This is a genomic window from Chryseobacterium sp., assembly GCF_008014695.1.
Lineage (GTDB): Bacteria > Bacteroidota > Bacteroidia > Flavobacteriales > Weeksellaceae > Kaistella.
In genome coordinates, this window is the sequence record NZ_VOXE01000002.1 from 541,557 (window position 1) to 555,269 (window position 13,713).

Sequence of the window (13,713 nt, forward strand, 5' to 3'; positions counted from 1 at the left end):
AATATGGCTAAGAAAAACGTAGAAATTTCTGTTGAAGAAAAATTAAGAGCACTTTATGATTTGCAGATTATTGATTCCAGACTGGATGAAATCCGCAATACAAGAGGCGAACTGCCGATAGAAGTGGAGGATTTGGAAATTGAAATTCAAGGTCTCGAGAAAAGAGCCGAAAAATTTCAGGCAGAAATCAAGGAACAGAATGACGAAATCAACACCAAGAAAGAGGTGATGAGCCATTCGGCTTCTTTGATCGAAAAATATAAATCTCAGCAGGACAACGTAAGAAATAACAAGGAATTTGAAGCTCTGGATAAGGAAATTGAATTCCAGGAACTGGAAATTCAGCTTGCTGACAAGAAGATCAAAGGATTCAGTGCCAATATCGAGATGAAAAATGTGACTTTCGAAGATCTGAATACCAAAATATCAGAACTTAAAAACCACCTCAAATTCAAAAAAGAAGAACTGGAAGATCTCGTTTCTGAAACCCAGAAAGAAGAAGATTACCTGATTGAAAAATCCAAGGAGTTTGCTGCGAAAATCGACGAAAGACTTCTGGCATCTTACAGCAGAATCCGAAACAACTCAACTACCGGTCTTGCCGTTGTAGGTCTGGAAAGAGGCGCGCCGAAAGGTTCGTTCTTCACCCTGCCTCCACAGAAGCAGATGGAAATTGCCCAGAGAAAGAAAATCATCATTGATGAGCATTCCGGGAAAATTCTGGTAGACGATGATTTGGTGAACGAAGAAAACGAAAGAATGAAGGATATCATTAAATTCTAATCATTTACCCATAAAAAAATCCCGCTGAATATTTTTCAGCGGGATTTTTTGTGGCAATCAGTTAAAGTTGCTCCAGCGTCGCTTTCATTTCTTCGTAGCCGCCGCCGTTGTAAACATCGGTCATACCCTCAGATTTGAAATAATCAACAGCTTTACCACTGCGGTTTCCGCTTCTGCAGAAGAAAATTTTTGTACCGCTCAGATTGGTGATTTCCTGTTTGCGGTCTTCCAGTTCGCCGAGCGGAATGTTCTGTGCTTCTTCAATATTTCCGTCCATTTCGAGTTCCATCGGCTCACGGACGTCGATCAAATGGTAATTTCCTGCTTTCAGGACTTCTATTAATGACATATTTTAATTTTTTAAATTTTATTCCCGCGAATTCCCGCCGGATAAGCAAAGTTATAAAATTATGTTAGTTTTGCAAGGCGATTTTTTATGAAACCACAAGTCGAAATCTATTCAAATCTGATCAAAACCAAAGCCGCAAAATTTGGTTTCAACGGGTGTGGCATTTCGCGAGCAGGTTTTCTGGAAGAAGAGGCAAGACCGCTCGAAAACTGGCTCAAAAATAATTTTAACGGCGAGATGGCTTATATGGAAAACCATTTCGATAAAAGGCTTAATCCTCAGATTCTGGTGGAAGGTTCAAAATCCGTCATTTCGCTTTCCTATAATTATTTCCCGGAAGAGGAACTGCCGGCTCTGGAGCATTTTAAGATCTCAAAATATGCTTACGGGCAGGATTATCATGAAATTCTGAAAGAAATTCTGGCGGAAATGGTGGCAGAACTGAAGGAAGAGATCGGTGATTTTGAATGCCGTGTTTTTGTGGATTCGGCACCGGTTCTGGAAAGAAGCTGGGCCCGGAAATCCGGAATTGGCTGGGTAGGGAAAAATGCTAATCTGATCACCCGACAGAATGGTTCTTTCTATTTTCTGGCTGAAATCATCTGCGATCTCGAGCTTCAGGAAGATTATCCGACGACCGATCATTGCGGGACCTGCAGAAAATGCATCGATGCGTGCCCGACCCAGGCCATTGTTTCGGACAAAATTATTGACGGCAGCAAATGCATTTCTTACGCAACGATTGAACTGAAAAGCGAAATCCCGGACGATTTCACCGATAAAATGGAAGACTGGATGTTCGGCTGCGATATCTGTCAGGATGTGTGTCCGTGGAACCGTTTTTCCGCTCCACATCAGCAGGAAAAATTCAAACCCAATTCCTATTTGTTAAATTATGGAAAAGAAGACTGGAAAGCTTTGACTCAGGAACTTTTTTCAGAAATTTTCAGAAAGTCGCCTGTAAAACGTACAAAGTTTGCAGGCCTGAAAAGAAATATAGAATTTTTGGGTAAGTAATGCTGTTCGGAAAACGGTTTTCCAAACTTAATAGAGAAATTTTACCGGGCCTTCAGATTTTTAAAAATCAAGGCTTACATAAAATCAAAGTGTTGAGCTAAACGCGATCTTCAGAAAATTCCGGAGAATTACCGTCTTTTCTGGTTCCTTTTCGGTGCAACTTTTACTCTGATCTTAAATCTTTTGGATGATTTGGATTTTTTTGGCATATATCCTTGCTGTTTCGCAAATAAATTTAAAAATATTATTTCAAATTAAACGATATCTTCATAAAAATTTAATGTTATTTTTTTAATACATTTGAAAATGAAGAAAATCTTTCTTGTGATCCTCAAAGCACTTGGCGCCATCGTTGCCGTAGTTGTGTTTTATTTAATCTGCGGATTTTTAATTCCTTACATAGAAGTACCTGAGAAAAAGGTTACCCAACCAGAAACTGTTACCGCTTATATCCTGACCAACGGTGTTCATACCGATTTGGTGGTGCCGGTAAAATCTGCAGAAATGGACTGGAGCAAAGAGATTCCTTTTGAGAACACGCTTTCCCAAAGAAATGATTTCAAATATCTCTCCATCGGGTGGGGCGACAAAGGTTTTTACCTCGATACGCCAACCTGGGCCGAGCTGAAAGTTTCCACGGCCTTCAATGCCGCTTTCTGGCTGAGTGAATCGGCGATGCACTGTACTTATTACGATAGAATGACCGAAGGGGAAGACTGCAAAAAGCTCACGCTCACGCATGAACAATATCTCGAACTCATACAGTTTATCCGCGATAAATTCGACCGGGACGCAAACGGCCGACCAATCCTCATTAAAACGGATGCAGTTTACGGAAAAAATGATGCTTTTTATGACGCAAAAGGCCGCTACAGCTTCCTGAACACGTGCAATACCTGGACGAATAACGGACTGAAAGCTGCAGGACAGAAAGCCGCCCTATGGACGCCTTCGGACATCGGAATTTTTCAGCATTATAAGCAGGGAGTTCTAATTCAAATGGTCCAGTAACAAATAGAACATGTCCCTAACGGTTATGAGAATAGTCAGGATTCTTTTCTTTTTGTCTTTCTTTTTGATTATAGGGATGAGTGATAGCACATATCCTATATTTTTGATAATGATTATAGTACTATTTCAATTTATGGGTTCAATTTTTACAAATGAAATCCTTTGGGAGGGTCTTTGTATAATTCCTATTATTTGGACTTTGTTAATTGCTGCAAATTGTAATCGTTTTAAAGAAAGATATCTTTTTTTATTTTGTATGATATCTCTTTGGATTACAGGAATATTATACATTTTAAAATTTGACACCAGTAATGAAAATCTAAAATATTCAATATGGTTTTTAACTCCGCTCATTGTATTTTTAACAAGTTCCATTGTTCTTTTATTTTGGCATTTTAAAAATCCTGTTAAAAATGAAGAGTCAACTTAAAAGAAATAATAAATAAAAATTTACTTTCATGAGATTTTTTTTCGTGTAATTGAAATTTTTAGCAATATGGCTCACCCCAAGCTACTCTTTTCCACAGCTTTCACATCTATTAATTTTGAGACTGATTACTGTTAAAACTCCCCATTCTACTAGTGGAAATGGTTCTGCAACCAACAGAAATTACCCTAAAAATGAAAAAAAAGTTTTTTTTCTAAAATTAATATGGGTTATTTCTTTTCTATGGATAAATATGCCCGGAGAACATGAGATACCACTTTTTCTTTGCTTATTACTTTTTTTGTATCAATTTATTTATGATATTATATCACTTTCTCATTTCCACGAAATTTTTTGGGAAGGATTATTAACGGTATTTATAATTGGTACTTTAATTGTGGGATTCAAATCTAAATTATACAGGGACCGTTATTTTTTTATTTTCTGTGAAATATCTTTACTATGTACTTTACTTTATTTTTTGGGATTTTCAAATGCTAGATTGTCAAATAGTATTTTCAATTTCGTTTCACTTTTAATTTTTTTTACCTCAAGTTTGTTATTAATTTTAAAACATTTTCATCTTCAGAAAGAAAATGATAATTAACAGTGCACCAGCAACGAGTAGAAATTGCCCATGATGAGATTATTGAAAAACATTGCTATTTTAACTTATCTTCTTGTAGGGAGAACACAAGAACAGATTTCAATATCTCATAATAATTTGGGGTTTTATTAGAATATTCAACATTCTTTTCTTTCTGTTTTTTTTGTAATAGCTTCCTGACCACTTGCAATACCTGGACAAATGACGGACTGAAAGCTGCAGGACAGAAAGCCGCCCTCTGGACGCCTTCTGACATCGGAATTTTTCAGCATTACAAATAAAAAACTCCCTTTTCAGGGAGTTCAACATCATTAAAAAAAATATGAAAAATTTAACCTCTGATGTTTAAAGTTTTAGAAGGTTAATCTTCCATTGCCAGGGTAAATACGAGATCCAGATCATCTTTGACATACACTGCACCACCCATTCTTTTTGGAGCTGTAATATTGAAATCCGAGAACTTCAGTCTTTTATATCCAACAAGGCTGCTGTTTTGGGAGGTGAATTCAACACTGTATTTTTTCGTTACAGCCATCATTTTGACCTCTACCACTGCGTCGTATTTATTGTAAAGCGCTTTGTTGAACTGAATAAATTTAATGCTGAGGTTCGGAAAACGGTCAGAATTTAAAGTTTTTTTGAAATCAGAAGTCATCATTCTATTACGGCAGTCGAAATCTTCCACTTTCAGAATGACATTGGGCAGGTGTGTTCCTCCTAAGGAATACTGGCTTCCGGAATTGGTGAAACTCTGGTTTGTGCATTTGAATGTATTGATATTCGTTCGGCCGTTAATCTCCACCCGGTTGGTCTGTGAGCGTAAAAGCGGACTTAAGCAGAAGAGAAGCAGGCCGGTGACTAGAGTTTTCATAATTGGAGTTTAAAAAAGGGGCCGGAGACAGCCCCCTTCTGATTGAAAAATTTACTGATATTTAGAAACCAATGGTTGCTTCAAGCATAAAGCCTTTGAAATTACCACCGTAAAGTGCGGTATTTGGATTCCAGGTGTTTGTTGATGCGGTATAAGTACCCCAACCTAAACTGTTGTCATATTTCTGGTTTACATATTCCGCTTTTGCCAGAATGTTTTTTGTTAAAAACCAACCGGCATCAATATTCCAGCGGTCTACTTTTCTTGTAGGCATTGCGTCGAAGTCTTTTCCGCTAACGGTGTTGTATTTTCCGCCGATATAGAACTGTTCTTTGCTGCCAAATCTGTAAAGCAGATCCCCTGCAAACTGGTTGTAAGCACCGTCAGAATCTCGTTTTGTAGGAACGCCTGCAACGGTCAGTACTTTATTTCCTGAAGCTCTTTCAATGGTTCCGAAAAATTCAAATCCGCGGTATTTGATGAATGGGTTGATCTGAAATGCGGTCATGTCTTTAAATCCTGGATTGAATCTGCCTGTTGAAGGATTGTCAGTACCGAATGAACTGTTTTTTGCAGCACTGGCAGCCTGGTCAGCACTAGTCAGCAATACGTAATAATACCGTGATCCTGTTCTGTCGTCACCGAATAACTGTCCGTTTGTGGTTAAACCGCTGGTTTTAATGACGGACCCGGTGAGTCTTAATCTAAGGTCAGAATCTATCTGTTTGTCGAAACCAATTTTTGCATAAATAGAAGGATTGATGTTCGACGTGGCGGTGTTTACAACCGTCTGGTTCATTTTCCCGTTGGAAGCTCCCACCATTCCAATGAAATTTTGGTAGAATCCGTAAAATTCAGCGTACGGTTGAGTGGTGAAGGAATCCATGATGTTATTCTCAACAAACGGATTATTGATTGTATATGCACCATCACTTCTTCTGAAATGGGCATCACCGTAATTAAGGTCATCCATTCCAACTCTGACCCTTGCATATTTCATGATGTTACTCATGAAGCCTTTGGAAATAAAATCAAGATTGTCTATCTGAATATAACCCCCTTTTACCCAGGCCTCATTGTGGTGACGTGCTGAAAGATATGTTCTGAGGTGCATTTTTACGCCTGTTGAAAGGTAGGCATTAAGATCCAGGTTGGCTTCGGGTAAATTAACGTCTTTTCCAAGCGGTATAAGGGTTACACCAGCCGGAAGGGTGCCTTCGGTGCTGTGTTTCAAACCCTGAAACTGCAGTGCGAAATCTCCGCCAACGGAGACCTTTACGCCGTCGTATTCCGGTGCATCCACTTTTGGATCTTCGAATATGCCACGGCTGTATTTTTCCGGTGCAAGATAGGCTCTCATTGAGTTTTCCTGAGCATTCGTAAAACTTATTCCTGAGAATAATACGGCAAGCATTGAAGCTTTCATTAACATTGTTTTCATATTTTTAAAATTTAATGGTTATTGTTTAGTTAGCGGTAATGGTCACGTGTACAGTAATGGCATCCCCAGTGTGCACACCCAAAAAACCCGGAGTTTCTATACCGAAATCTGACATTTTCATGTCTTCAGTTGCACTGATGTGGTAAGACTTACCGTTTCTAATGACACTCACCGGCAGTGATACTGTTTTGGTGACACCTGCAATACTTAGTTTACCAGATAATGTGCTTTTGCCAACGTTTAGTGTGGCAGCTGTAAAAGATATATTTGGATTTTTGTCGGCTTTCAGGGCATTGTAAGCTTTGTTATCCATAATTTTTCCTTTTGTGCTTTTCAGGTTTTTAGCGGCCATTGCAAATTTTACATTGGTAATGGAATTTCCGCTTACGGTTCCTGAGAAGTTCGCAGTATTGGAGGTCATCGTCCAGTCATGCATAGGGGAGGTGCCGCTTACGGAAACAGTTGCTGATTTTCCGGTAATGTTCTGTGCGGAAAACAGCCCGCTAAAGAGTCCGATGGTCATTACCAAAACTTTGAATGTTGAGAAATTTTTCATTTTTTTAATTTTGAGGTTAATTATTTGCTTTTAACAGAACAAAGGTATAATTGATTTTACTGAATCAGTAATAATTTGCATATTTTTTACATGATATATATCTCTTCGCAATAAAAGATGATAAATATTTATTAAAATAAACATATTAGTAAAGAATACTTAATTCGAAATCGATATAAGTGAAATGGTTTTGGGAAAAATAAAGAACTGTTAAAAGACTGTTAAAAATGGTAGTTTTTGAATAGTGACGAGGGTCACGCAAAAACACTTTCGATTTCCAGACTGAATAACTATCTTATGAAACTGAGGGACTTGGAAGTGGAATAGGATTTTTGAAACTCCGCTAGTGGGGCAGTGAAGCTTTCTGCATAGCGCATCGCCCGTAAATGGAATGGTTTAAACCTATTGAATTCAAGATAATCAAACCATTGAATGGGAAATTGATTATTTGTGCTGATTGGAACGATGGAAAACCCAAATTACCAACATCCTGGGAGAAGTATTATATGTTGATGTTGCCAGATGATGTCTGTCGGGATGGAAGAAAATACAGAAAAGAAGTTGTGTAGTGGCAATCTCCGCACCTTGAACATGGATAAAGCTTGATCAAAAAAAAAACAGGAAAAGCAATTATTGCTTTTCCTGTTTGGTACCCGGTGCCGGAATCGAACCGGCACATCTTGCGATACTAGAGTTTGAGTCTAGCGCGTCTACCAATTCCGCCAACCGGGCATTTTTTGGTGGTGCAAATATAGAATTTATTTTTACTTCCTAAAAATTTTTCTTTGTTTTCCGTAAATTAAAAGTCTATTTCGAGTCCGTCCCATGCCATATGCACATTTTCCGGAAGTTCTTTTTCAGTTTCTACATGCAGACCCATTTCATGGGAAATATGGGTCAGGTATAATTTCTTCGGTTTAAGTTCCTCAAAAAGCTGCAGCACATCAGGCAGAATGAAATGAGCCGGATGCGGTCTATCTTTTCGGAGGCAGTTTAAGACAAGATATTCCAGACCCCTCAGTTTCTCTTTTTCATTTTCAGGAATCGCACTTGCATCGGTGATATAACCGAAATTATTAAAGCGGAAACCCAGTACGGGAATCTGGTTATGCATCACTTCAACCGGAATAATCTCCGTATTCATTAAATTAAATTTTTCTGTGATTTCAACAAGTTCGAATCGCGGCGCTCCAGGATATTTTTCGTCTGCAAAAGCGTACGGAAAACGTTCCATCACTTCTCGACCGACTCTTTTATGACAGAAAAGCGGCATCTCTTTATTTTGTCTGAAGATCAGAGGACGCATATCATCGAGTCCTATAACATGATCATTATGTTCATGGGTAAGCAGTACCGCATCTACGTGCTCTTCATGGTTTTGAAGCATCTGCATACGGAAATCCGGCCCGCAGTCGATGAGGAATTTTGCACCTTCTTCCGTAGTAATCAATGCTGAAGAACGAAAACGTCTGTCCTTCGGATTTTCGGACTTACAAACTTTGCATTTGCAGCCGATAACGGGAACGCCCTGCGAAGTTCCGGTGCCTAAAAATTTCAACTTCATTTTTTTGACGTTGGGTTTAATTTTGGTAAATTTACAAAAAATTAGAATCGCCTGTGATCAATCAGAAATTAACACCCAAACAGAAAGCGTTAGCAATCAATTTGGATCAAAATATTTACGGGACTTTTGCCGAAATTGGTGCCGGTCAGGAAACTGTCCGTCATTTTTTCCGCGCAGGAGGGGCTTCGCAGACCATTGCAAAAGCCATGTCGGCTTACGATAAGGAATTTAGTAATGCCATTTACGGCAAAGAGTTCAAGAACCGCTACGTGAGCCAAAACCGACTTCGCAAAATGCTCCGCTATGAAGTTTCCCTGATTGAAGAGCGCCTCTCGAGAGAGGCCACTCCGGGAAGAAAGTTTTTTTCCTATGCCAATACCGTAACCACGATTAATTTCGATAAAACCATGCTGGGTCACGGCTGGGTGGGAATCAGATTCCAGTTGGATGAGCATGAAGATTACAACGAAATTGTCCTTCACGTTAAATTCAAGGAAAATGATGCGACGCTTCAGCAGGAAACTCTTGGAAGTCTTGGAGTAAACCTGATTTACGGCGCTTTTCATTATTCCGACAATCCGAGAAAACTTATCGAATCGCTTTATGATGATGTGGCCATCGATAATATCGAAATTGATATGATCGATTTCAACGGTCCTGCGTTCTGCTATGTTGATAACCGTCTGATGAGTTTGCAGCTCGTGAAAAACGGAATGACCGATGCGGTAATTTTTAATCCGCAGGGCAACAATATGCTTCCGGCAGATATTCTTTACAAAAAAAATATTTTTGCGGTACGAGGCAGTTTCCGTCCTGTAACGCTCGTAAATATTGATATGTTCGAAAACGGCCTTGAAATGTTCCTGAAAGATGCCGAATGTGAAGTTGAAAATACGGAAGTTCTTTTTGAGATCACCATTTCAAATCTTCGTGCATCTGGTGATATTGATGAAAGGGATTTCCTGGACAGGGTAGATGTTCTCGCAAAACTGGGTTACACCGTGATTATTTCCAATTTCTCTGAATATTACCGCCTTATTGATTATTTTGCACATTACACTTCCCAGAAAATCGGTGTGGCAATGGGCGTAAATAATCTGTTGATGGTTTTTGATGAGTCTTACTATAAAAATCTGTCAGGTGGAATCCTCGAAGCGTTCGGGAAATTCTTCCGTCAGGATATGAGGGTGTACCTTTATCCTTACAAGGATCCTGTCACGCACCAATTCCTTACTTCTGAAAACCTTAAGGTAAGCGACAATCTGAAGGAACTGTACAAATATTTCAAACTCAATAAACGGATTCTGGACATCAAAAACTACAATCCGAAACACGCTGAAATTTATTCCAGAGATATCCTGAACAAAATTGCAACCCATGAAAAAGGCTGGGAAAACCAGATTCCGAAAGGCGTTGCCGAAATGATCAAGGAACGCGGCATGTTCGGTTACAAAGAAGAAGTAAAACTCAAAGAATTTACCTAAAAAAAACAAAAAATGTCTGAAATAAAGAAAAGGCTTTCCTCGATACTTGATAGCCCTGCCCAGAATACGCAGGAAAAACTGGAAAAAATCTGTCATCTGTTGGATCAGGAAATTCCCTATTTCAACTGGACCGGCTTTTATTTTAAAAACGGCGATAAAGAGGAGCTGATTTTAGGCCCTTATGTGGGCGCTAAAACCGATCACACCATCATTCCTTTCGGAAAAGGGATTTGCGGACAGGTAGCGGTCTCCAACGAAACTTTTGTTGTTCCCGATGTCCACGAACAAGACAATTACCTGAGCTGTTCCATTGATACAAAAGCCGAGATCGTTGTTCCCATCATTAAAAACGGCGAAAATATCGGCCAGATCGATATTGATTCACATACCCTGAACCCGTTTACTGCCGAAGACCGCGAAATGCTGGAGTGGCTTTGTGAAAAAGTAGCCAAAATTCTATAGATTTTCCAACAAAGACTTGTAGTAAGGCCCCCATTTTAACAGCGGAGTGCCGTACCAGGAAAAAGCTTCACCTTCAACCAATATGATTTTTGCTGTAGGAATCTCGCTCTGCAGCTCAGCCATGTGTTTTTCCCGGAACGGGAAGGGCTCAGAGGAAAGCAGGAGGTATTCTGCGGACTGCATTTCTTCTATCGAAATAACGGGATACCTTTTCTGATTTTTGAAAATATTATCAAAACCGAGTTGTTCAAGAATGTGGTGAATGAACGTGTCATTTCCAACCGTCATATACGGCGCTTTCCAGATCAGATATGCCGTTTTTTTGGAAGGCTCTTTTGAGAGGTTTCCGAAAACCGTCCGTATTTTCTGAACATAATTTTGCGCGGTTTCCTCCTTATTTAAAAGGGTTCCCAATTTCTGCAGAAAGTTTTCGTTGTCGCGCAGATTTTTGATGTCGGTGACCCAGACTTTAAACTCCTTTTCGAGTTCTTCCACCTGCAGTTTTTCATTTTCTTCTTTGTTGGCAATAATGAGGTCAGGCTTTAAACTCCTTATTTTTTCAATATTCAGGTTTTTTGTACCACCAATTACAGTCACTTTTTTAACCGAATCTTCCGGATGAATGCAGAATTTTGTCCTTCCAACCACTTCCGAATCCGTTAAACCGAAATCAAAAAGCGTTTCTGTAATGCTTGGAACCAGCGAGATGATTTTCATGGAAATTTTAAAGAAGTTTGCCGCTCAGCAGTAATCCGGCGAGCGTGAAATAAATGACCAATCCGGTAACATCCACCAGTGTGGCTACAAACGGTGCTGAAGATGTTGCGGGATCCAGATTGAATCTTTTCAGAACAAAAGGAACCATGGAGCCGGAAAGTGTTCCCCACATCACGATCATGGTTAATGAAAAACCTACTGTCAGCCCAATAAATGCCCAGTATTCCCCGTAATCGAACCAACCGGCGTACTGCCAGAGCATGATCCTGAAAAATCCCAAAACTCCTAAAATCCCACCAAGAAAAAGACCCGTAATCACTTCTTTTTTAATGACGATCCACCAGTCTTTTACGGTGATTTCCTGAAGCGCCATTGCACGGATGATCAGCGTCGCCGCCTGGGAACCGGTGTTTCCACCACTGGAAATAATGAGGGGAACAAACAGGGTCAGGACCACCGCTTGCTGAATTTCATCTTCAAAATACCCCATTGCAGAAGCTGTTAATAACTGGAAAAAAAACAGAAGGATCAGCCAGAATCCACGCTTTTTGATCATTTCGAACCAGTTCGTTTGTCGGTACGGTTCATCAAGCGCATCCATCCCCCCGAATTTCTGGATGTCTTCCGTATTTTGCTGTTCGATCTGATCCAGAATGTCATCAATCGTTACAATCCCGACCAGAACGCCGCTTTCCGTAACGATCGGCAGTGCTGTTCTGTCGTATTTTTCGAAATAAGAAACGGCATCTTCTTTGGAAGTCACGGTAGGAATGGCAACGAAGTAGTTGTCGGTAATCTCAGAAACGAGCTGATCCTCGTCGGCCAACAGAAGGTTTCCGATGGCAAGGTCATCAATAAGACGGTTTCTTTCATCAACCACATACAGATGGTTCATGGTCTCCACTTTTTTTCCCACTTTTTTGATCTGTTCGAAACACCTTTTCACGGTCCATTCCTTCCGGATCTGGATATAATAAGGCGTCATGAGTCGAGCGATGGAGTCGGAGTGGTAGCCCAGAAGTTTGAGGGCGATCCGTCTTTCCTGTGGATTCAGTAAGTTGATGGAGGATTTGATGAGTTCGTCGGGAAAGTCTTCAAAAAGCGCCGTCCGGTCATCGGGGGTCATCGCATTCAGGATCTCCGCCACTTCTTCGCTGCCGATGCTTCTGATGGTTTCTTCCTGAAAATCGGGATCCAGATGGGCAAAAACCTCGGCTTTATATTCCTTCGGAACCTTCAGAAACTCCAGAAGTCTTTTATCGGCATGAAGTTTACTCAGCGATTCGGCGATATCTTCGGGATTAAAAAAAAGTTCGGTAGTTTCAGACATCTCTTTTGTTTGATGCTGCAAAAATACTTGAAATAATTAGAAATGAAGAGAAATGCGTTTTAATATGACTTGCGGGTTTAGGATTTTTCCTGCTCCGCTCTGTATATTCTGCGCATATTTTTGGTGATGTCCTTTAATGCACCGTTGGTGCCTATTTTGATGGAGTTTTCGGCAGAGCCCAGAATCCGTGCATTTTTTCTGAAGGTATTGTAGCTGGATTCCGTGATGAAATTTCCCTGCGCATCATACAGTTTCATGCTTACTTCTACCTGATTCGAAAAGACATAAGTACCGATGCCCACCTTGAAATACTTGACTTTCGGAATGACCGCAAAATCGGCGCTGTTGTTCAGGCAGAATTCCCTGATCGTTTCTTTGTCAGTATTGTCGAATGAGGTGGAGGTATTCAGAAAAAGAAGCCGGTTGTTTTTAAAAGTGTTCAGTTTATCTGAAACGGCCGAAAAAAAGGCGGTATTTGTCGGGGCTTTGATTTCTTCCAGATCCGGAAAAACTTCGGGGTTGAAGTAGGCGATTTTGATGACCTTCCTTGAGTCCGTTAAGTAAAGACCATTATTTTGCGCACTGCAGCCGGTAAAACCAAAGAAAAACAAGGCGTAAATAAAGGTAAAGGATAAAGGTTTTTTCATCTTCTGTTCTCCTTGCAAAATTACTGCCAATTAAAGGATATTGAATACAATTATTAAGAAAGTTTTAACATTTATTTAAAACTACTTCAATAATGATTACAGGATAATGTTTTGGAATTCAGAAAATTGTTGTAATTTTGCCCCCGTTACATAATAATCATTAAATAATATTTGAATGTACTTAACTACTGACAAGAAGAAAGAAATCTTCGCAAAACACGGAAAGTCTGATGCAGACACAGGAAGCGCAGAGGGACAAGTTGCCCTTTTCACTTTCAGAATCAACCATTTATCTCAACACCTTAAAGCCAACCGTCACGATTTCAACACGGAACGTTCATTGGTAGCTTTGGTAGGTAAAAGAAAAGCGCTTTTGGATTATCTTAAAAAGAAAGATATTACAAGATACAGAGCGATTATCGCTGAGCTTGGATTAAGAAAATAATC

The 13,713-nt window shown here is 39.8% G+C and carries 14 protein-coding genes, 1 tRNA gene and 1 pseudogene; 7 read left to right on the forward strand and 9 right to left on the reverse strand.

The annotated features are described in order from the left end of the window. Positions 1 to 3: 3 nt before the first annotated feature. A complete protein-coding gene (locus FUA25_RS06880; RefSeq protein WP_147756165.1) occupies positions 4 to 783 on the forward strand; it encodes a zinc ribbon domain-containing protein in 780 nt (259 codons plus the stop codon). 61 nt (positions 784 to 844) lie between these two features. Here the strand turns inward: FUA25_RS06880 and FUA25_RS06885 are convergent, their stop codons facing one another. Continuing rightward, entirely contained in the window at positions 845 to 1,132 is a 288-nt protein-coding gene (locus tag FUA25_RS06885) for a rhodanese-like domain-containing protein (RefSeq protein ID WP_147756166.1), read from the reverse strand. Positions 1,133 to 1,219: 87 nt separating this feature from the next. Here FUA25_RS06885 and queG point away from each other — a divergent pair, with 87 nt between their 5' ends. The 3 genes and pseudogenes from queG to FUA25_RS06900 form a co-directional block, all read left to right on the forward strand. Next, positions 1,220 to 2,149 carry a tRNA epoxyqueuosine(34) reductase QueG gene (gene queG, locus FUA25_RS06890; protein ID WP_147756167.1) on the forward strand — a complete coding sequence of 310 codons (930 nt, stop codon included), beginning with the start codon at positions 1,220 to 1,222 and terminating at the stop codon, positions 2,147 to 2,149. A gap of 306 nt (positions 2,150 to 2,455) precedes the next feature. Beyond that, positions 2,456 to 3,160 carry a TIGR02117 family protein gene (locus tag FUA25_RS06895; RefSeq protein WP_147756168.1) on the forward strand — a complete coding sequence of 235 codons (705 nt, stop codon included), beginning with the start codon at positions 2,456 to 2,458 and terminating at the stop codon, positions 3,158 to 3,160. A 1,204-nt stretch (positions 3,161 to 4,364) separates the two neighbouring features. Next, positions 4,365 to 4,475, forward strand: a pseudogene (locus FUA25_RS06900) (DUF2459 domain-containing protein); the annotation flags it as partial. 80 nt (positions 4,476 to 4,555) lie between these two features. Here the strand turns inward: FUA25_RS06900 and FUA25_RS06905 are convergent. The 5 genes from FUA25_RS06905 to FUA25_RS06925 all read right to left on the reverse strand — a co-directional run bounded on the left by FUA25_RS06905 (position 4,556) and on the right by FUA25_RS06925 (position 8,626). Next, entirely contained in the window at positions 4,556 to 5,065 is a 510-nt protein-coding gene (locus tag FUA25_RS06905; RefSeq protein WP_147756169.1) for a YceI family protein, read from the reverse strand. A gap of 61 nt (positions 5,066 to 5,126) precedes the next feature. Next, entirely contained in the window at positions 5,127 to 6,506 is a 1,380-nt protein-coding gene (locus FUA25_RS06910; RefSeq protein ID WP_228411666.1) for a hypothetical protein, read from the reverse strand. A gap of 25 nt (positions 6,507 to 6,531) precedes the next feature. Beyond that, positions 6,532 to 7,062 (reverse strand): YceI family protein, encoded by a 531-nt coding sequence (locus tag FUA25_RS06915; RefSeq protein ID WP_147756170.1) that lies wholly within the window; start codon positions 7,060 to 7,062, stop codon positions 6,532 to 6,534. A gap of 647 nt (positions 7,063 to 7,709) precedes the next feature. After that, positions 7,710 to 7,794, reverse strand: a tRNA-Leu gene (locus FUA25_RS06920). A gap of 67 nt (positions 7,795 to 7,861) precedes the next feature. After that, complete coding sequence (locus FUA25_RS06925; RefSeq protein ID WP_147756171.1) at positions 7,862 to 8,626, reverse strand: MBL fold metallo-hydrolase; 765 nt, start codon at positions 8,624 to 8,626, stop codon at positions 7,862 to 7,864. Positions 8,627 to 8,682: 56 nt separating this feature from the next. On the opposite strand from FUA25_RS06925, the gene FUA25_RS06930 reads away from it, so the two are divergent. Both FUA25_RS06930 and FUA25_RS06935 read left to right on the forward strand, forming a co-directional pair. Beyond that, entirely contained in the window at positions 8,683 to 10,110 is a 1,428-nt protein-coding gene (locus tag FUA25_RS06930; RefSeq protein WP_147756338.1) for a TonB-dependent receptor, read from the forward strand. A gap of 12 nt (positions 10,111 to 10,122) precedes the next feature. After that, on the forward strand, positions 10,123 to 10,572 hold the full coding sequence (locus tag FUA25_RS06935; RefSeq protein WP_147756172.1) for a GAF domain-containing protein: 450 nt from the start codon (positions 10,123 to 10,125) through the stop codon (positions 10,570 to 10,572). On the opposite strand, the gene FUA25_RS06940 is transcribed toward FUA25_RS06935, so the two are convergent. The 3 genes from FUA25_RS06940 to FUA25_RS06950 are packed head-to-tail and all read right to left on the reverse strand — an operon-like array spanning position 10,567 to position 13,266. Further along, a complete protein-coding gene (locus FUA25_RS06940) occupies positions 10,567 to 11,289 on the reverse strand; it encodes an ABC transporter substrate-binding protein (RefSeq protein WP_147756173.1) in 723 nt (240 codons plus the stop codon). The genes FUA25_RS06935 and FUA25_RS06940 overlap by 6 nt on opposite strands. Before the next feature lie 7 nt (positions 11,290 to 11,296). After that, a complete protein-coding gene (mgtE, locus tag FUA25_RS06945; RefSeq protein WP_228411667.1) occupies positions 11,297 to 12,640 on the reverse strand; it encodes a magnesium transporter in 1,344 nt (447 codons plus the stop codon). Between the two features lie 56 nt (positions 12,641 to 12,696). Then, positions 12,697 to 13,266 carry a pyruvate decarboxylase gene (locus FUA25_RS06950; protein WP_147756175.1) on the reverse strand — a complete coding sequence of 190 codons (570 nt, stop codon included), beginning with the start codon at positions 13,264 to 13,266 and terminating at the stop codon, positions 12,697 to 12,699. Between the two features lie 175 nt (positions 13,267 to 13,441). Between FUA25_RS06950 and rpsO the strand changes: the two genes are divergently transcribed. Then, positions 13,442 to 13,711, forward strand: a complete 270-nt coding sequence (rpsO, locus tag FUA25_RS06955; protein WP_147756176.1) for a 30S ribosomal protein S15 — start codon at positions 13,442 to 13,444, stop codon at positions 13,709 to 13,711. Positions 13,712 to 13,713 lie beyond the last annotated feature (2 nt).